Below are 17,609 nucleotides of genomic sequence, written 5' to 3' on the forward strand. Positions count from 1 at the left end.
ATTTTATGATATTTCCTGTAGGCATCTGACACTCACCAAATGTCATAGGGAGGATATTATGGAAAACTTTTCAGCAAAAGACGATCTGCTGGCCTTCTCCATCGGCGAAGTGGTCCTGGCACACCTGGAGGAGGAAGAGCTGTTGAGGAGCATCGTCGCCACGTCCGAGACCAAGGCGCTGCAGGCCCTGGAGGACATCTTTTCCATCCTGGATGACGACACCCTGGACGATCCGGAATGCTTCCAGCGGATCGAGGCCATCATACGTGTGTTCCAGGGCCTTGGGATCTACAGCCTGCGCCACGATCCCTGAGCGCGGGAGCACCGACATCTGAACGGAGGGACCCGGAATGGATCATATCCAGCATGTACAAGCCGCCCTGGAGGCCCAGGGCCTGGACGCCGTCCTCCTCACCGGGGAGGCCAACCGCTTTTACGCCTCCGGCTTCTTCACCCCCGGCGCGGACGCCGCGGCCTTCGTCACGAGACGGGACGCCGCCTTCCTCACCGACGCCCGCTACACCGAAGCCGCCGCCCGGCACCTCAAGGGCATCGAGCTCCGGGAGATCCGGACCGGCCGCGGGCTGATGGCCCAGCTCCAGGATCTGGTGTTCTGGAAGGGCGCGCGCCGCCTGGGCTTCGAGGACGCCGCCATGACCGTCCAGACCTACCGGCGGCTGGAGGAGGCCCTCTCCGAGGGCAGCTTCCCCTGCGAGCTGGTCCCCATGTCCGACGCCCTGGGCGCCCTCCGCCAGGTCAAGGACGCGGAGGAGCTGGCCGCCATGGAGACCGCCCAGGGCATCGCCGAGCGGGCGCTGGAGGACATCCTCCGGGAGATCCGCCCCGGCGTGACGGAGAAGGAGATCGCCGCCCGGCTCCAGTACCTCATGCTCCACTACGGCGCGTCGGACATGTCCTTCGACCCCATCGTGGTCTCCGGGCCCAACGGGAGCCTGCCCCACGGCGTGCCGTCGGAGAAGGAGATCCGCTCCGGCGAGTTCGTCACCATGGACTTCGGGTGTGTCTGGGGCGGCTACTGCTCCGACATGACCCGCACCGTGGCGGTGGGATCCGTGACGGAGGAGATGGAGCGGGTGTACGGGACCGTCCTGGCCGCGCAGGAGGCGGGCATCGCCGCCGCCCGGGCCGGGACCGCCGGGAAAGCCGTGGACGCCGCCGCCCGGGCCGTCATCGAGGAGGCGGGCTATGGGGACTATTTCACCCACAGCTTCGGCCACGGCGTGGGCGTGGAGATCCACGAGGCCCCCAACGCCTCTTCCGTCAACGACAAGCCCCTGCCCGCCGGGGCCGTGATCTCGGCGGAGCCGGGCATCTACCTCCCCGGGAAGCTGGGCGTGCGCATCGAGGACGTGATCGTGATCGGCCCGGAGGGCTGCCGGGATCTGACCAAGGCCCCCAAGGACCTGCTCGTTTTGTGATGCACGACGTCCAGGCAAGATCCATCCTCTCCGCCCGGAACGGCATCAACGTCTACCGGGGCTGCACCCACGGCTGCATCTACTGCGACTCCCGCAGCGCCTGCTACCAGATGGACCACGCCTTCGAGGACGTGGCGGTGAAGCGGAACGCCCCGGAGCTGCTGGAGGACGCCCTGCGGCGGAAGCGGCGGCGCTGCATGATCGCCACCGGCTCCATGTGCGACCCCTACCTGCCCCTGGAGGCGGAGACCCGGCTGACCCGCCGCTGTCTGGAGGTCATCCGGCGGCAGGGCTTCGGCGCGGCGGTGCTGACGAAATCGGACCTGGTCCTCCGGGACATCGACCTGCTGGCGCAGATCGAGGAGCGGACCAGGGCCGTGGTCTGCACCACCTTCACCACCTTCGACGAGGACCTCTGCCGCCTCCTCGAGCCCAATGTCTGCACCACCCGCCGCCGCTTCGAGATGCTCCGCGCCATGCGGGAGGCGGGCGTCCATACCGGCGTCTGGCTCTGCCCCGTTTTGCCCTTCCTCACCGACACGGAGGAGAACCTGCGGGGGCTGCTGGGGTACTGCCTGGAGGCCGGGGTGGAGGTCATCGTCCATTTCGGCATGGGCGTCACCCTCCGGGACGGGGACCGGCAGTATTTTTACCGGCAGCTGGACCGGCATTTCCCCGGCATGAAGTCCCGGTACATCCGGGCCTTCGGGGGCCGCTATGAGTGCGCCAGCCCCAACGCGGCCCGCCTGACGGGCATCCTCCGGGCCTTCTGCCGGGAGCACGGCATCGTCTGCGGCTCCAAGGCCGCGCTGGACTGGCTGACGGCCTTCGAGGACAAGGACGAGGGCCTCCAGCTGGACCTGTTCCCCGAAACGACGGGATGAAAAAAGAGGAGGGACCCCCTTATGCTCATGCTTTGGTATCCGAGATGCTCCACCTGCCAGAAGGCGAAAAAGTGGCTGGAGGAACGGGGCCTGGACTGCGAGGTCCGGGACATCAAGCTGGAAAACCCCTCGGCGGAGGAGCTCCGCGCCTGGCACCGGGCCTCCGGCCTGCCCCTGAAGCGCTTCTTCAACACCAGCGGCCTCCAGTACAAGGCCCTGGGCCTGAAGGACAAGCTCCCCGCCATGGACGAGGACGCCCAGCTGGACCTGCTGGCCACGGACGGGATGCTGGTCAAGCGGCCCATCCTGGTGGGCGGCGGCTTCGTGCTGACGGGCTTCCGGCCCAAGGAGTGGGAGGAGACGCTGGGATGACCGTCCGCCTCGACTTCGCCCCCCTGGACGGCATCACGAAGCGGGTCTTCCGCCGGGTGTGGAACGAGCACTTCGGCGGGGCGGACCGGTGTTTCATCCCCTTCATCTCCCCCACGGACCAGCACGTCCTCACGCCCCGGGACCGGCGGGAGCTGGAGAGCGGCGGCCTCCCCCATGTGCCCCAGATCATGGCGAAGCGCGCCGCCGACTTCGTCTGGGCGGCGGAGACGCTGGCGGACATGGGCTTCCCGGAGGTCAACCTGAACCTGGGCTGTCCCTCCGGCACCGTCACCGCCAAGGGGAAGGGCTCCGGCCTGCTGGCGGACCCGGACGTCTTGGACCGCTTCCTGGACGAGGTCTTCTCCGGCACGTCCGTCCCCGTCTCCGTGAAGACCCGGCTGGGCTACAGCACGCCGGAGGAGTTCCCCCGGCTGCTGGAGATCTTCGGCCGCTATCCCATCGCCTGCCTCACCGTCCATCCCCGGACCCGCCCCGAGAAATACCGGGGCCAGGTGCATCTGGACGCCTTCGCGCTGGCATACGAGCGCAGCAGGGCCCCCCTCTGCTTCAACGGCGGCCTGACCTCGGTGGAGGACGTCCGGGCGCTGGAGGCCCGGTTCCCGGACCTGGGGGCCGTCATGATCGGCCGGGGGGCCGTGGCGGACCCGGCGCTGTTCCGGCGGCTCCGGGGCGGGCCCCCCGCCACGAAGGAGGAGCTGCAGGCCTTCACCGCCGCCCTGTACCGGGGCTATCAGGACTCCTATGGCCAAGCCGCCCCGGCCTCCCAGCGGATGAAGGAGGTCTGGTTCTACCTCATCCACCTCTTCGACGGCGGCGAGCGCCTGGGCGGACGGATGCGCCGCTCCAGGGGGCCGAACGCCTATGAGGACCTGGAGGCCCAGATCTTCCAGGAGCTGGACCTGCTGGACGCGCCCCGGGGCGAACTGGCATGAAGCGGGCGGGCCCGCCGGCATGGGCCCGTTTTCGCCCTTGCCAACCGGGGCGGATCGTGCTACACTGATCGTAAAGATATCCGCAAGCGATCAGGAGGTCCTATCATGTTCGAACAGATCGACCGGCAAAAATGCAAGTGGGAGGCGGCGGAGCTTTTGCAGTCCGCCCAGGTGTCCCCCAAGGGCATGACCGCCCTCTACATGGCCCTGGTCCTGGCCCTGGGGCTCATCTCCGCCTTCGGCGGCTCCGGGTTCCTGGGCATCTTCATCTCCATCCTCACCATGCTGTTGTCCTCCGTCCTGGCGGCGGGCTTCGTGATGTACTGCATGGCGGTCCGCCGGGGAGAGCGGGCCGAGTATCTGACGCTCTTCGACGGGTTCTCCTTCGTGGGGAAGCTCATCGCGCTGGAGCTCGTCACCAGCTTCTTCATCATCCTCTGGTCCATGCTCTTCTTCATCCCCGGCATCATCGCCGCGTACCGCTACCGGTTCGCGGAATTCGACCTCTATGAGAACCCGGGCATCGGCGTCATGGAGGCCATCGACATGAGCAAGCGGCAGACCCGCGGCTACAAGTCCCAGCTTTTCGTGCTGGACCTGAGTTACTTCGGCTGGATGCTGCTGGCCTCCTTCCCCACCGCGGCCCTGTCCCAGATGGCGGCCCGGGACATGACCATGGAGATGCTCTACGGGATCCCCGCCCCCAGCACCTATTTCGGCCTCCCCATCCTGGCGCTGGACCTGATCTGCGGCGTCTGGCGGCTGCTGGTGTCCCTGCTCTTCTTCCCCAACTACATCTGTGTCGAACTCGCTTACTTCGAGACCGCCAAGCGGACCTCCGGCGTCGGCGAGGGCGCAGGGCCGTCCCCCACCTGGGACAGCTGGGATGCTCCCGACGGACTGGGCTGAATCGGGCAGGGCCTTCCTCCCGGCTCCTCCCGTGACGCCCGCCTTTCCCGCCGTTGGGATCTCCCCCCTCTTTATGACAGACCGAGACGCCCCGAGGCATATGCCTCGGGGCGTCAGGCTGTCAAAAGCCTCTTTGCCGGATCAGGAAGGCCCCCGCGCTTCATAAGGCCCTGAGACCCTCCCGATCCGGATGGTGCGGGAGGGCCTCCCCGGGCCCTCCCGTGCAGGTCCTTCCTTTTCCTCGACGGAGATCCCCGCTTTTCCGGCGGGCTGAGGGCCCCTCCCGCGGCGCTCCCCCCCTACCGTTCGGGCCTCCCCATCCTCCGGGCCGAAGCGCCCGGCCGCGGTCCTCCCGGGCGGCTCAGAGCCTGGGGAACCGCCGGCGGACGTACCCGCTCCGCCGGAGGGCCAGGGCCAGCAGTGTGGACGCCGCCGCGCCAAAAGCGGCCTGGACCAGATTGCTGGGGATCCCCGCCGCGCTGCCCGCCAGGCACAGCCCCAGCCCCGCGCCGCTGGAGAGGGCGGCCAGCAGCGCGTCGAAGAGCCAGTAGCCCAGGACCATCGGGACCTCCGCCGCCGCCGCGCAGAGGAGGAGTCCCCGCTTCCCCAGGGCCCGGTACGCCAGCGCCGCCGTGAGGGCCATGACGGCTTTGATGACCAGGGTGGCGGGGACGTAGACCACATAGCCGGACAGCAGGTCCGCCATGGCGGGGCCCACGCCCCCGGCGACGGCGCCGTACACCGGCCCCAGCAGCCACGCCCCCAGGATGACCACCGTGTCCCCCAGGTTCATGTACCCGCCCGTGGGGGACGGGATCTGCAGGACCATCGTCGCCGCGCAGCCCAGGGCCGCGAACAGCCCGGTCAGCGCCAGCGTCCTGGGAGCCGCCCGGTCCCCGGCGGGCGTTTCTTGTGTCAAGATCTTCTCCATGTCTTCGCACTCCTTTGCTCGTTCGTTGTTGCCATGATACTCCTGATGTGATATGATGGAAATATCCAAGAATCGATTTTTTTATAAGGTCAGGAGGGATGCCCGGATGCTGACTTACGACCTGGAGGAACGGGGCGGCCTGTCCCTGTACGAGTATCTGTACCGCCGTCTGCGGGACGACATCCTGCGCGGCGTGCTGCCCGCCGGGGAGCGCCTGCCCTCCAAGAGGGCGCTGGCGGAGCATCTGCGGGTGTCCGTCATCACGGTGGAGGGGGCCTACCAGCAGCTGGAGGCCGAGGGCTATGTGGACGCCCGGCCCCGGCTGGGGTTCTTCGTCTCCCGGGTGGACCAGCGCCTCCCGGCGGGCCCGGGGCCCGCTCCCATCCCGCCGGAGGCCCCCGCCCCCCGCTGGAGGCTGGACCTGAAGAGCGGGCAGGCGGACCCGTCCTGCTTCCCCTCGGCCCTCTGGGCCCGGCTGACCCGGCAGGTCCTGTCCGAGGGCGGGCACCTGGCCCCCACGCCCCACCAGGGCCTCCCCGCCCTGCGGGAGGCCATCGCACGGGATCTCCGGGACTTCAAGGGCATGGCGGTCTCCCCGGAGCAGATCGTGGTGGGGGCGGGAGCGGAGTACCTGTACCTGCTCCTGGCCCAGCTCCTGGGGCGGGAGACGGTCTTCGCCCTGGAGGATCCCGGCTATCCCAAGATCCGGCAGGTCTACGGCAAGTGGGGCGCGGCCTGCCGCCCCATCCCCCTGGACGGCCAGGGCATGGCCCTGGAGCCGCTGTACGCCTCCGGGGCCAACGCGGCCCACCTCTCCCCCGCCCATCACTATCCCACCGGCATCGTCACCCCCATCGCCCGGCGGCAGGCCCTCCTGCGCTGGGCCGAGGCGGTGGACGGCGTCATCATCGAAGACGATTATGACAGCGAGTTCCGCTTCACCGGCCGGCCGATCCCCACGCTCCAGAGCATCGACGGCCGGGAGCGGGTGATCTACATGAACACCTTCTCCCAGACGATCTCGCCCTCCATGCGGGTGGGCTTCATGGTCCTGCCGCCCCGGCTGCTGGAGCGCTGCCGCCGGGAGCTGGGGTTCTATGCCTCCACCGTCCCGGCCCTGGAGCAGCAGGTGCTGGCCCGGTTCCTCTCCGGCGGCGGCAGGGGGGACGGAGCCTCCGCCGGGAACTGGTACGAGCAGCACCTCTCCCGGATGCGGAAAAAGTACCGTCTCCGCCGGGAGTCCGTGCTGGCGGCGTTCTCCGCCTGTCCCTTCGCCGCGTCCGTCACGGACCGGGGCGCGGGGCTCCACTTCCTCCTGCGCCTGGACACGCGGGAGGACGATGAAGCCCTCCGCCAAAGGGCGGAGGGCCTGGGGGTGCGTCTTGGGTTTTTGTCGGAGTACGCCGCCGTCCCCTCTCCCGCCTACCGCCACACACTGGTGGTGAATTACGCGGGGCTGGACGTGGAGCGGCTGGACGAGGCGGTGGACCTTCTGTCCCAGGTCTTCCGGGCCCCCCGGTGACTCAAAGGGCCTGCGCCGCCTTTTGGCTCCGGCGGAAGCGGACCAGCCCGGTCCGGTCCAGGGCCACCATCACCACGGGGATGAAGGCCAGCTGGAGCAGGATGCCGGGGATGGCGGTGAGGAGCGCGCCGGAGAGGAACATCTGCCAGGTGAACGCCTGGCCGGACACGCCGGAGAGGACCACCCGGACCGCGGCCCAGACGACGCGTCCGCCGATCATGGCGGCGATGAGGCAGCGGTACAGCGCCGCCACGCACTGCCAGCGGGAGCGGGCGTAGAGGGAGCCCGCGATGGATCCGTACGCCGCCAGCTCAAAGGCCATGGCGATGCCCGTCGGGAAGGGGGGCGGCGTCCCGATCAGGAGCGAGCGCATCAGCGGCAGGAGGAAGCCCACCGCGAGCCCGTACTTCCAGCCGCACAGCAGCCCGCACAAAAGCACCGGCAGGTGCATGGGCAAAAGCATACTGCCGATCTGGGGGATGTTCCCGGTGAAAAAGGGCAGTACATACCCCAGGGCCAGCATCATGGCCGCGACGGCCAAGTCCTGCATGGATCTTCTCTTTTCGTTCATGGAAAAACTCCTTCTCAAAAGTCTGCCCATCTTCTGAGGGCGGGGCCTTCCTGGCTTTCTTACGGAGTGCGGGGATCGTCCTGCGCGCCGCCTTCCTGGCGGCGCCCCGCCTGCCGAAAACATTTTTTCGACCGGCGGGGCAGGTTTTCAGGACTTTTCAAAGTCCTGAAACCTTTTTATTGGGATCGTGCAGGAGCCCCTTCCTGGGTCTCCCGCACACGCCCTCCCTTCCCGCCGGTCCGCTCTTCACGCTTTTCGACGGCCTGCCGCGCCGCCTTCCTGGCGGCGCTCTCCTATGGGAGTATACCACAGGCGCCCGGCCTTTGCCAAGTCCCTTTTGGGGCCGTCTCGATCGAAAAAGCCCGTGGTGTCCACCACCCGATCCGCGGCCGCCTCGGTGCCGCAGGCGGCGAAATACCGCTCCTCCAGCGTCCGCCAGACCCGGTCGAAGGTGGGGTAGTAGTCCCCCTCCCTGGCCCGGAGCCGGCGGCCCTGCTCCTCCCGGCCGCAGGTCAGGAAAATCTTATAGTCATAGGCGTCCGCCAGGGACGGGTGCTGGGAATAGGTGCCCTCCACGATGAGCAGGGGCTCCTCCAGCTCCACCGGGTCCCCCAAACGGCCCGTCCGGCAGTCATAGGGGCGGTACGCCGTCCCCCCCAGGACCTCCTCCCGGAAACGCTCCAGGTCCATGTTCCCGGCGGGGACGTCCATCCAGTCCTCCCCCCGCCGCTCCGGCGGGAGGTAGAAGTCGTCCATGTGGACCACGTCACAGGAGCAAACCAGGAGGCCCGACGCCAGGGCGGCGAAGCCCGTCTTCCCGCTGCCGCAGCGGCCGTCCACGGCGATGCGTATGGACCGCTCCCGCCGGGCCCCGGCGGCCCGGGCCAGCGCCTCCAGGGGGACCAACGCGGGCAGGTACCGGGCCATGTCCATCCGCAGGACCCGGTAATGGGGGTGATAGGCGCTCCGGAACGCCTCGCTGTGAGAGACCGGCGGGCAGCCCTCCCGCCGCCAGCGCTCCAGGTGGTCCCCCATGCCGGGGACCGGGAGGGAGGCCAGCGCCTCCAGCTTCTCCGCCAGTCCCGCCGCCGTGTCCTCCGTCAGGGCCATGGTCCGGGTGAACATCCGCCCGATCAGCGGCAGCTCCCAGAGGGTGGAGAGGGCCTGGGTGATATGGAGGCGGCACAGGCCGCTCCCGATATCCTCCGGGGGCAGGGGCTCCGCCCCGGCCTCTTCCCGCTCCGCCAGCAGGGCCGCCAGGACCTTATCCGGGCTCCGGATCATATGGGCGGGGCCGAACTCGCTTTGATAGGCCAGCTTGCAGAAGTCCTGGGGCTCCATCGCCGGGTAGCGTCCCCAGTGGGCCCGGGCGACGTCGAGGAAACTCGTGCTCACCGCTCCAGCTCCCTCACCGCCAGCTCCACCGCCCGGCGGATATACTCCTCCAGGCGGCATTCCTCCGTCCCGGCGACGTGGACGCCGCAGGAGGCGGAGGGGATCAGGATCTTCACCGCCCCGGACCCGGAGACCGCGGCGGCCATGGCGGGGGACACCTCTCCCAGGATGCCGTTGGCCAAGATCGCGCCGATGGGGCCCAGGATCAGATCCGCCCGGGCGGCGTTGCAGATCACGGCGTTCTCCCCCGTCGCCCCCTGCGGGGCCCCGGCCTTCAGCATGGCGCTGGTCGCCATGACGTTGGTCCCCACGCACAAAAGGCGGCACCCTTCCGGCAGGCGGGGCTTCAGCAGCTTCACCAGCTGGCTCCCCACGCCGCCGCCCTGGCCGTCCAGGATCAGGATATCACGGCCCATCCGCTCACCTCCCGAAGATCTCCGCCGCCCTGCGCATGTTCTCCATGACGGGCACGGCGAAGGGGCACCGCCCCTCACAGGCCCCGCACCGCACACACTCCCCGGCCCCGTGGGGCAGGGCGGCATAGTGCTCCCGCACGGTCTCCGGCACGGAGCCCTGGGCCAGGGAGAGGTTCAAAAACTTCGTCACATCGGCCACGCTGATGCCCTTCGGGCAGGGGGCGCAGTGGCCGCAGTACATGCAGTGGCCCTCCCAGCTGATCTTGGGCAGGGCCGCCAGGGCGGCGGCGTAGTCCCGCTCGGCCTCCGGAGCGTCCTCGAACGCGATGCTCTGCTTCAGGTCCTCCAGGCTCCGCGCGCCGGACAGGACGCACGCCGCGCCGGGGCGGTCCAGGGCATACTGGAGGCACTGGAAGGCCGTCAGGGCCTTCCCCGCCGGGGAGTACTCGCTGAGCAGGTCCCCGCCGCCGAACGCCTTCATCACCGTGAGGCCCACTCCCAGGCGCTGGCAGGTCTCATACAGCTCCTGCCGGTCCGGATCCATGTTCAGCAGCGGCGCCTCATAGTTCTTGGGGGCCCAGAGCTCCTCCACGTCCTCCCCGGCGGGCTGGAGGTCGTAGCAGGGGTTCACGCTGAACATCAGCACGTCGACGATCCCGGTGCGCACCGCCGCCAGGGCCACCTTGGGATTGTGGCTGGACAGGCCGATGCAGCCGATGCGCCCCGCCGCCCTCAGCGCCCGGGCGTACTCCAGGACGGGGCCTCCCGCCACCGCCTCCCAGTCGGCCATGGAGTCCACATAGTGGATCATGCCGATCTCCGCATGGTCCGTCTCCAGCCGCCGGAGCTGGTCCTCGAAGCTCTCCCGGACCTCCGCCGGATCCCGGGTCCGCTTATACTGGCCGTCCTTCCAAACGGTGCACAGATGGGCCTGGAGGACGAACTCCTCCCGCCGTCCCCGCAGGGCCCGGCCCAGCGCGGAGCGGAAGTCCGGGTCGGGAGCGTAGAGGTCGATGCAGTTGACGCCGCCGGCCTCCATCACATCTACCATCTCCGCCACCTGCTCCGGGGACTTGTTCAAAAACCCCTCGCAGCCCATGCCGATCTCACCGACCCGCAGGCCGGTCCTTCCCAATGTACGGTATCGCATCCTGCATACCTCCTGTTTTTGGTCGCTTGCCTCAGCTCACGACCCAGCATATCACGTGGAGCCCACTCCATGTCAAGAGGCTTTTCGCATTTTCCCCTCCGGGGCCCGGCGGCGGCGCCGCTCCCCGGTCATGGGCGGCGCGGGGGGAGACGGGCGGCGGGGAGGCGGGACGTCATAAAAGGGCCCCGGGAGTCTCCATCTCCCGGGGCCGCAGGCTGTTGAAAAAATCTTTTCAACAGCCTGCGCAAGTTTTCAGAACTTTTAAAAAAGTTCTGAAAACTGATCGATCAAAAACGAAAGGGACCCTTCCTGGGTCCCTCTCGTAGCTCTCTTCCTTCCCGTTGATGTCGTTTCCTCTACGTTTTCGACAAGCTGGGGCCCCGGGAGTCTCCGTCTCCCGGGGCCGTCTCTCTCAGCCTCAGCCGCCGATCAGGGTCATGGCCTCCTCCAGCAGGTCGGCATAGCCGCCGGCCTCGGCGTTCTTGGTCCAGTAGTCCGTGAACAGCTCCACGAGCTCCTGACGATCGCCGAACTCGGTGATGTTGCAGCCCGCGTCCGCCAGGCTCTGCTGATAGCCGGACTCGTTGCTGATGACGGTGTCGTTCAGCTCCGCCTGGCACTCGGCCCAGGTGTCCAGGAGCAGCTCCTGGGTGGCCTCGTTGAGGCTGTCCCACTTATCGGCATTGATGGTGGGCCCGATGATGGAGAGCATGTGGCGGCTGAGGCAGATGTTCCTGCCCAGCTCATAGAAGCCCTGGGTGTAGAACGCCTCCAGGACGGATTCCACGCCGTCCACCACGCCGGACTGCATGGCGGTGTACGCCTCGGACCAGGAGATGACGTTGGGGCTCATGCCCAGGGTGTTGAAGGTGTCCAGATAGATGTCCGCGCCGGGGGAGCGGAGCTTATAGCCCTTGCAGTCGGCGACGCTGGTGATGGGATCTGCGGTGCACATGTTGCGGAAGCCGTTCCAGGTCCAGCCCAGGGCCACCACGCCCAGGTTGTCCTGCATCCGCCGGTCGATCTCCCGGCCGATCTCGCCGTAGACGATCTGGGCGGCGGCGTCGTAATCCTCGATCAGGAAGGGCAGGGAGAACAGGGCGTATTCCGGCTCGTCGTTGGACATCACGGAGGTGTCGGCCATGAACATGTCCAGGGTGCCCATGATGATGGCGTCCTGGCCGTCGGTCTGGTTGTAGAGGGAGGCGGCGGGGTAAATGTCCAGCTGCACGGCGCCGCCGCTGCGCTCCTTGAGCATCTCGGCCCATTCCTCCACAGCGAGGTGGATGGGCTGGTCCACGGCGTTGTAGTGGGCCAGCTGGAGGGTGATCTCCGTGTACTCGGCCCCCGCGGGAGCGTCGGCCGGCGGCTGGGACTGGGCGGCGCCGTCCGGCTGCGTGCTGCCGGACGTGCCGGAGGTATCGGCGGGCTTGCTGCCGCAGGCGGCAAGGGACAGGCACATGGCCAGTGCCAGGAACAGTGCGGTGAACCTCTTTTTCATGTTTCTTTCCTCCATAATCGATATCGATCCTATGTTACGGACCCTCGTCCGTGAGGCACGACGCTACAGCAGGCCGAACAGGGACGGCAGCAGGGTGACGATGGCGGGGATGAAGATGGTGAGGAAGGTGACGGCGTAGTTGACCGCGATGAACTGCCAGATGCTCTTGACCACCCTGCCCAGGGGGGTGTTCGTGATATTGGCGGAGAGATACATCAAAAGGCCCACGGGCGGGGACATGCCGCCCATATCCAGCGTGAGGATGCAGACCATGGCGAAGTGCAGGGGGCTGAACTGGTACTGGGTGATGAGGGGGGCGAAGATGGGGATGAGCATCAGCATGGCGGCGTTGGAATCGATGAACATCCCCGCCACGAACAGCACCACGCTGACGAAGAGCAGCACCACGCTGGGGCTGCTGGTGAAGGCGGTGGTGACCCCCAGGATGACCTTGGACATGTTGTAATTCGTGACCAGGGCCCCGAACAGCCCGGCGAAGGCGATGATGATCATGGAATTCGCCGTGGCGCTGACCGCGCTCATGACGCACCCTTTGAGCTTCTCCAGATCCAGCGTCCGGCAGGCCAGGCCGTAGAGCACGCTGTAGAGGCAGGCCAGCACGCCGGATTCCGTGGCGGTGACCACCCCGCTGAGGATGCCGCCGATGATGATGAAGGGCATCACCAGGGCCGGGATGGCGTGGACCGTATCGACCAGCAGCTGCCGCCAGCCCACGGGCCGGTCCCTGGGGATGCGGCTGCGGCGGGCGTAGAGATAGTTGACCAGCATATAGCCCACGCCGATCAGGAGCCCCGGCAGGAAGCCCGCCATGAAGAGGGCCCCGATGGAGATCGAGGTGACGCCGGAGTAGATGACCATCATGATGCTGGGCGGGATGACGGGCCCCAGGGCGCCGCAGCCGGAGACCATGGCGCAGGCATAGCCGTCGTCATAGCCCTCGTCCCGCAGGGCGGGGACCAGGATGCTGGCCAGGGCGGCGGTGTCGGCGTTGGCGGAGCCGGAGACCCCGGCCATCAGGATGCCGGTGACGATGGTCGCGTGGCCCAGGCCGCCGGTGAAGTGGCCCACCAGGCTGCGGGCAAAGTTGATGAGCTTGCGGGTGATGCCGGACTGCTCCATCAAAGACCCGGCCAGCATGAAGAAGGGGATGGCCATCAGGGAGAAGGAGTCCATGGCGGAGAACATCTTCTGAGGGATGATGATGCCGGGGAGCGCGGGATCGAAAAAGAGGGTGAACACGGCGGAGATGCTCATGGCATAGGCGACCGGCACCCCTATGAACAGCAGCAGCAGGAACGCGCCGAACAGGATCGTCAGCATCACAGCTCCTCCGCCTCCTCTCCTTTGCGGAACGCCGCGCAGGCGCGGCCGATCAAAAGCTCCAGGGTGAACAGGCACAAGAGCCCCGCCCCCACCACCTGGGCCGAATACACCCAGTTGGCCTTGATGCCCAGGCCCACCAGGGTCTTGCTGGCGAACTTCCCGCACAGCTGGACGCTGTAAAAGCAGTACAGCCCCGCAAAGCCGCAGATCAAGAGCTCACAGAGCAGCCCCAGGAGCTCCGCCGTCCGCTTGGGCAGCCGCCCCACGATCAGGTCGAAGCCCAGGTTGTCCCCATGGCGCATGATCACGGGCATGTACAGCATCAGCATCCAGATGAACAGGTACCGGGCCAGCTGCTCGCTCCAGGACAGGGGGGCCGAAAAGACGTAGCGCATCACGACCTGCGCCAGCGTGAGGATGGTGAACGCCACCAGCAGCAGCCCGCTGAGCAGGCGCAGCAGCTTCTCCACCGCGTCGAAGATCTTCCCAACAGTTTTCAACAGCATTCCCTTCTTTCTCATGATCGATACTGTCCGCGCCGCGGCCTATCCCAGCCCCTCCGCGCACAGGGCGGCGGCGCCGTAGAGGGGCGCCCGGTCTATGTCCTTCACGGTCCGGATCCGAGGGGGCCGGTCCAGGCGGCGGAGGCTCTCCTGCAGCGCCGGGAGGAACAGGTCCGCGGACTTGGAGATGGCCCCGCCCAGCAGGAGGACCTCGAAGGCGTTCTCCCGGATCGTCTCGCCGGCCACCGCCCCCAGATCCCGCCCCAGCGCCGCGAAGGCGCCCAGGGCGGCCGGGTCCCCCGCCCGGGCCAGCAGGGAGATGTCGTAAACGTCCAGGCCCTTCCGGCCGGAGGCGGCCTCGTACTCCCGGATCACCGCCCGGCGGGAGACATAGTCCTCCGCGATGGAGCCCCGGTAGGGCCTCCCCCAGAGGCTGATCCCCGGCCCGCCGTCCTCATCCACCAGGAGCTTCCCGTCCTTGACAGCGGCGAAGCCCAGGCCCGTGCCCAGGGTGACGCCGCAGATGTCCCGGCAGCCGCTCAGGTCCTCCAGATACGCGCCGCCCCGGAAAAACAGGGTGGAATCGTGCCCGAAGGCTACCGGCACATCCCCCAGCCCCTCCTGGATCCAGGGGCGGACGGACCATCCCCTGGCGGCTGTGAACTTGTGGGTCATGTTCAAGATCCCGCCCTTGTAGCCGAAGGGACCGGGCATCCCCACGGCGGCGGCGGAGACGGTCCGCCCGGAGGCCCGGGCCTCTTGGGCCGCCCGCTGTCCCAGGGACCGGAAGGCGCCCCGGATCTCCTCCAGGGACCCGCCGGAGCAGGCCGGGATCTTGAAAAACGTATCCTCCAGCATCTCCATGCCGGAGAACAAGGCGGCTTTCAGGAACGTGCCGCCGCCGTCAACGGCCAAAAAGCAGGTATCCATATCCATCCCCCATCACCGATCGTTCAAGTAAACGAACTCCATGCCCATGATGGAGGCCAGGTCCCGCAGCTGGGCGGTGTAGTCTCCCTCCACCACGCCGTAATGCTGGGTGACGCCGGTGCGGATCAGGCGGTCGAAGAAGGTCTGCAGGTCCGTGTCCACCGGCCGGAAGGAGCCGTGGGTGTAAGAGGTGATCTGGTGCTCCGTGGGCAGGGCGTCCACCAGGCCGCAGGCCAGCTTGAACCCGCCCCCGGCGGACTGGGAGATGTGGGCCATGGTCTTGCGCCCCTCCGGGATGGTGTACCAGGCGAAGGGGGCCCCGGCGTATTTGTAGGCGGTCCTGGCGAAGCGGACGTCCCGGGCGATCTTCACACTGCCCCGGGGGTCCGTATAGTCGTTGGGCCCGGCGTGGCCGCCGCTGAAAAAGCCGTTGGGCAGGTCGATGTGGAAGGGCTCGATGAAGTTCACGGGCCTGCCGCTCAGCAGGCGCAGCACGTGGGTGATCAGCCCGCCGCCGATGTCTCCCTCGGGCACGATGGTGATGTCCCCCGGCCCGCCGGGGACGGGGATGAACCCGGGCCGGAGCCCCACCTCCGTCAGCAGCACCGTGTCCACATCGTTGAGGATCAGGGCGGAGACCCCCGCGTTCCGGGCGGTGTCCTCCAGGGCCGCGGAGGCCCGGATGGAAGCCAGGAACTTCTCCTCGTCCACGTCGGGCAGCACCTCATAGCTCCGGGTGAGCCGGTCGTGGATCTCCTTCACCCGGGCCTCGGGCACGGCCTCGATCTCCCTGGCCAGGGTGGCCACGGACAAGAAGCGCAGCTCCGGCCCCGCCTGGGCAAAGAGCAGGTAGGGATCCACATACGTGCTCCACATGATCTCGTTATAGCTCGCCAGCAGGCCGAAGCTGGTCTGCCGGAGCGCGCTGCGCAGGGCGGAGGCGGCGGCGAAGGGCTTCAGGCGCTCCATGATCTGCCGGAAGGTGCCGATCACAGTCTCCATCATGGGGCGGCGGAAGCGGGCGATCGAGCCGGATGCCTCCAGAGAGCCCACCAGGCCCCCGGCACAGAGGAACTCCACGAAGTCCGTCTCGGCATACGTCTCGCCAAAGGAGATGCGCTCCCGCGTCCGGGCGGCAAAGAGGATGGGGATGGGGCTCATGTCCCGCAGGAAGCGGACCCAGACGAAGTCCTCCGTCCAGGAGAGGAAGAGGGCGAACACGCAGTCCACCTTTTCCTGCCGGAACTGCTCCATCTGCCGCTCCAGGTCCTCCCGGGTGTAGACGTTCCCGGAGTAGACCGGCCGGCCCGCCTGGGCGATGCCCTCCAGATACTCCTCCGCCTCCCGCTGCTTGCGCAGCTCATAGGATCCTTCCGCAGTGTCGCCGCCCATGGCACGGAACCGCCCCGTGGCGATGAGCAGCACGCCGATCTTTGGTGTCATCCGATCCATGATCTCCTCCTGTTCAATGGTCGTCCTTGTAAAAGCGATAGGTCCGTTCCCAGCAAAGCGCTTCGCCGGGGGCCAGGGAAAGGCGTATGAACGTCTCGGGGCAGAGGGCGCAGCGGTTGCTCCAGCTGTAGAGGCGGCAGACGGGGAAGGCATCCTCCACCAGCACGGCCGTCCCGGTCCGGTCGTTGGAGATCTGCATCCAGTGGCCGGAAAGGCCCTCGAAGCCGGAGACCCAGTAAGCCGTGGAAGCCGTGGGCCCGTCGAAGGCCCCGGGGCGGACCGCGTCCCGCTCCAGCAGGATCTGCCCCCGCCGGATGCGGGGCGAGACGGTGTAGGGGAATCGGACGCGGTAGTGCCCGTCGATCTCCAGGCCGTTGAACCGGAAAAAATTATGGCAGAACTCCGTGGCCTCGATGGGCGAGGGCCCCACGTTCTCCAAGCGGGAGGAGACGATCAGCCGGTCCCCCGCCAGGGCGACCCGCCGGATCTGGTCCACGGCAGTCCCCTGGCAGAGGTGGGGCAGGGCGCGGACCTCGACATAGCTCTCGCCGGTCTCCACGGTGTGCGCGAAGGGCGTCACCGGGTAGTCCCGGGTAAAGAGGAAGGGGGCGGTGTCCGTCCGCTTCAGCAGTCCCACGCCGATCTGAGGGAAGCAGTCGGCGACGGCGGTCCCGTCATACCGGGCGGTATCCGCCCATTCAAAGCAAAAGGCCAGCCCCACGCCCCCCAGGCCGTCCCCCTCCCCGATCCGCTCCGCGGAGAGGAAGGTATCCTTGCCCAGGCAGACCTGCTCCACCATCAGGGAATGGTCGTAGCGGGAGCGGCCATAGCTGCCGGGGAGCCGCAGCGTGGCCCGCAGGGCCCCGCTCTCAAGCGTGACGGTCCTCTTTTCCATACTCTGACCTCCTCCGATCCCTCGCAGTCCGACACACGGCCCCCCACCCGGTCCCGCCTGCACGATACGGGAGGCCCCCGGGAAGGCCCATGGATCGCTGCATCCATCCGTACAAAACGAGCTCCCAAAAACCGGGGCACGCCCCGGCAGGCCCTGCAAGGCCGCCATCCCCCCCTACCGGCAGGGGCGGATGACCGGCATCGTATCACATCATCCCACAAAGGCGGCCGGAAGATCCGAAACATCCCGCCGGCCGCGCGCCGGCCCCATGCGGCAAGGCGCCGGGCCGGCCTCCCTCCGCCCTTTGGACGGGCGGGGCTCAGCCGCCACATTTCCCAATTCCTTCCTCGATCGTAGCACAGGCTCATGGCAGATGTCAACAAAAAACTCAAAATATTTTCGCAAACTTTTTTTATTTATGAAAATATTTTTATATCAGCTG

The 17,609-nt window shown here is 67.6% G+C and carries 18 protein-coding genes; 7 read left to right on the forward strand and 11 right to left on the reverse strand.

Translation table 11 applies throughout. From position 1 onward, the window contains the following. Positions 1–58: 58 nt before the first annotated feature. The 6 genes from QZ332_RS02755 to QZ332_RS02780 all read left to right on the forward strand — a co-directional run bounded on the left by QZ332_RS02755 (position 59) and on the right by QZ332_RS02780 (position 4,557). Entirely contained in the window at positions 59–313 is a 255-nt protein-coding gene (locus QZ332_RS02755) for a hypothetical protein (RefSeq protein WP_295762013.1), read from the forward strand. Between the two features lie 37 nt (positions 314–350). After that, a complete protein-coding gene (locus QZ332_RS02760; protein WP_295762015.1) occupies positions 351–1,439 on the forward strand; it encodes a Xaa-Pro peptidase family protein in 1,089 nt (362 codons plus the stop codon). Continuing rightward, entirely contained in the window at positions 1,439–2,323 is an 885-nt protein-coding gene (locus QZ332_RS02765) for a radical SAM protein (protein WP_295762018.1), read from the forward strand. The genes QZ332_RS02760 and QZ332_RS02765 overlap by 1 nt, the downstream gene beginning before the upstream one ends. A gap of 21 nt (positions 2,324–2,344) precedes the next feature. Then, the gene (locus QZ332_RS02770; RefSeq protein ID WP_295762020.1) at positions 2,345–2,695 is read left to right on the forward strand and encodes an arsenate reductase family protein; all 351 of its coding nucleotides are present in this window, start codon (positions 2,345–2,347) and stop codon (positions 2,693–2,695) included. After that, positions 2,692–3,648 (forward strand): tRNA-dihydrouridine synthase, encoded by a 957-nt coding sequence (locus QZ332_RS02775; protein ID WP_295762022.1) that lies wholly within the window; start codon positions 2,692–2,694, stop codon positions 3,646–3,648. Before QZ332_RS02770 ends, QZ332_RS02775 begins: the two co-directional genes overlap by 4 nt. Before the next feature lie 105 nt (positions 3,649–3,753). Beyond that, positions 3,754–4,557 (forward strand): DUF975 family protein, encoded by an 804-nt coding sequence (locus QZ332_RS02780; RefSeq protein WP_295762024.1) that lies wholly within the window; start codon positions 3,754–3,756, stop codon positions 4,555–4,557. A 361-nt stretch (positions 4,558–4,918) separates the two neighbouring features. On the opposite strand, the gene QZ332_RS02785 is transcribed toward QZ332_RS02780, so the two are convergent. Beyond that, positions 4,919–5,488 carry an ECF transporter S component gene (locus tag QZ332_RS02785; RefSeq protein WP_295762026.1) on the reverse strand — a complete coding sequence of 190 codons (570 nt, stop codon included), beginning with the start codon at positions 5,486–5,488 and terminating at the stop codon, positions 4,919–4,921. A gap of 106 nt (positions 5,489–5,594) precedes the next feature. Here QZ332_RS02785 and QZ332_RS02790 point away from each other — a divergent pair, with 106 nt between their 5' ends. Further along, positions 5,595–7,010 (forward strand): PLP-dependent aminotransferase family protein, encoded by a 1,416-nt coding sequence (locus QZ332_RS02790; protein WP_295762028.1) that lies wholly within the window; start codon positions 5,595–5,597, stop codon positions 7,008–7,010. Position 7,011: 1 nt separating this feature from the next. Here QZ332_RS02790 and QZ332_RS02795 read toward each other — a convergent pair whose 3' ends face one another. From QZ332_RS02795 to QZ332_RS02840, 10 genes are all read right to left on the reverse strand, one after another. Continuing rightward, complete coding sequence (locus QZ332_RS02795) at positions 7,012–7,581, reverse strand: ECF transporter S component (protein ID WP_295762030.1); 570 nt, start codon at positions 7,579–7,581, stop codon at positions 7,012–7,014. A 246-nt stretch (positions 7,582–7,827) separates the two neighbouring features. Further along, positions 7,828–8,976 (reverse strand): uridine kinase, encoded by a 1,149-nt coding sequence (locus QZ332_RS02800; protein ID WP_295762032.1) that lies wholly within the window; start codon positions 8,974–8,976, stop codon positions 7,828–7,830. Then, positions 8,973–9,392, reverse strand: a complete 420-nt coding sequence (locus QZ332_RS02805) for a DUF3842 family protein (protein ID WP_295762034.1) — start codon at positions 9,390–9,392, stop codon at positions 8,973–8,975. The genes QZ332_RS02800 and QZ332_RS02805 overlap by 4 nt, the downstream gene beginning before the upstream one ends. Before the next feature lie 4 nt (positions 9,393–9,396). Then, a complete protein-coding gene (locus QZ332_RS02810) occupies positions 9,397–10,542 on the reverse strand; it encodes an aldo/keto reductase (protein WP_295762036.1) in 1,146 nt (381 codons plus the stop codon). Positions 10,543–10,960: 418 nt separating this feature from the next. Next, positions 10,961–12,043: a TRAP transporter substrate-binding protein gene (locus QZ332_RS02815; RefSeq protein WP_295762038.1), complete on the reverse strand. Its 1,083-nt coding sequence runs from the start codon at positions 12,041–12,043 to the stop codon at positions 10,961–10,963. Between the two features lie 63 nt (positions 12,044–12,106). Continuing rightward, positions 12,107–13,384: a TRAP transporter large permease gene (locus QZ332_RS02820; protein WP_295762125.1), complete on the reverse strand. Its 1,278-nt coding sequence runs from the start codon at positions 13,382–13,384 to the stop codon at positions 12,107–12,109. Next, entirely contained in the window at positions 13,384–13,908 is a 525-nt protein-coding gene (locus tag QZ332_RS02825; protein ID WP_295762040.1) for a TRAP transporter small permease, read from the reverse strand. Before QZ332_RS02825 ends, QZ332_RS02820 begins: the two co-directional genes overlap by 1 nt. A 24-nt stretch (positions 13,909–13,932) precedes the next feature. Then, a complete protein-coding gene (locus QZ332_RS02830; protein ID WP_295762042.1) occupies positions 13,933–14,820 on the reverse strand; it encodes an ROK family protein in 888 nt (295 codons plus the stop codon). Positions 14,821–14,832: 12 nt separating this feature from the next. Next, on the reverse strand, positions 14,833–16,272 hold the full coding sequence (locus QZ332_RS02835) for a hypothetical protein (protein ID WP_295762044.1): 1,440 nt from the start codon (positions 16,270–16,272) through the stop codon (positions 14,833–14,835). A 13-nt stretch (positions 16,273–16,285) separates the two neighbouring features. Beyond that, positions 16,286–17,167: a hypothetical protein gene (locus QZ332_RS02840; protein ID WP_295762047.1), complete on the reverse strand. Its 882-nt coding sequence runs from the start codon at positions 17,165–17,167 to the stop codon at positions 16,286–16,288. Positions 17,168–17,609: the final 442 nt, after the last annotated feature.

The sequence above is a fragment of the uncultured Oscillibacter sp. genome (assembly GCF_910584465.1).
In the GTDB taxonomy this organism is placed as follows: Bacteria; Bacillota; Clostridia; order Oscillospirales; family Oscillospiraceae; genus Oscillibacter.

Coding starts and splice junctions, on each gene's coding strand:
- QZ332_RS02805 (WP_295762034.1), bottom strand. CDS start 9,392: ATGGGCCGTGATATCCTGATCCTGGACGGCCAGGGCGGCGGCGTGGGG.
- QZ332_RS02770 (WP_295762020.1), top strand. CDS start 2,345: ATGCTCATGCTTTGGTATCCGAGATGCTCCACCTGCCAGAAGGCGAAA.
- QZ332_RS02825 (WP_295762040.1), bottom strand. CDS start 13,908: ATGAGAAAGAAGGGAATGCTGTTGAAAACTGTTGGGAAGATCTTCGAC.
- QZ332_RS02780 (WP_295762024.1), top strand. CDS start 3,754: ATGTTCGAACAGATCGACCGGCAAAAATGCAAGTGGGAGGCGGCGGAG.
- QZ332_RS02830 (WP_295762042.1), bottom strand. CDS start 14,820: ATGGATACCTGCTTTTTGGCCGTTGACGGCGGCGGCACGTTCCTGAAA.
- QZ332_RS02765 (WP_295762018.1), top strand. CDS start 1,439: ATGCACGACGTCCAGGCAAGATCCATCCTCTCCGCCCGGAACGGCATC.
- QZ332_RS02755 (WP_295762013.1), top strand. CDS start 59: ATGGAAAACTTTTCAGCAAAAGACGATCTGCTGGCCTTCTCCATCGGC.
- QZ332_RS02820 (WP_295762125.1), bottom strand. CDS start 13,384: ATGCTGACGATCCTGTTCGGCGCGTTCCTGCTGCTGCTGTTCATAGGG.
- QZ332_RS02840 (WP_295762047.1), bottom strand. CDS start 17,167: ATGGAAAAGAGGACCGTCACGCTTGAGAGCGGGGCCCTGCGGGCCACG.
- QZ332_RS02795 (WP_295762030.1), bottom strand. CDS start 7,581: ATGAACGAAAAGAGAAGATCCATGCAGGACTTGGCCGTCGCGGCCATG.
- QZ332_RS02790 (WP_295762028.1), top strand. CDS start 5,595: ATGCTGACTTACGACCTGGAGGAACGGGGCGGCCTGTCCCTGTACGAG.
- QZ332_RS02815 (WP_295762038.1), bottom strand. CDS start 12,043: ATGAAAAAGAGGTTCACCGCACTGTTCCTGGCACTGGCCATGTGCCTG.
- QZ332_RS02785 (WP_295762026.1), bottom strand. CDS start 5,488: ATGGAGAAGATCTTGACACAAGAAACGCCCGCCGGGGACCGGGCGGCT.
- QZ332_RS02835 (WP_295762044.1), bottom strand. CDS start 16,272: ATGGATCGGATGACACCAAAGATCGGCGTGCTGCTCATCGCCACGGGG.
- QZ332_RS02760 (WP_295762015.1), top strand. CDS start 351: ATGGATCATATCCAGCATGTACAAGCCGCCCTGGAGGCCCAGGGCCTG.
- QZ332_RS02810 (WP_295762036.1), bottom strand. CDS start 10,542: ATGCGATACCGTACATTGGGAAGGACCGGCCTGCGGGTCGGTGAGATC.
- QZ332_RS02775 (WP_295762022.1), top strand. CDS start 2,692: ATGACCGTCCGCCTCGACTTCGCCCCCCTGGACGGCATCACGAAGCGG.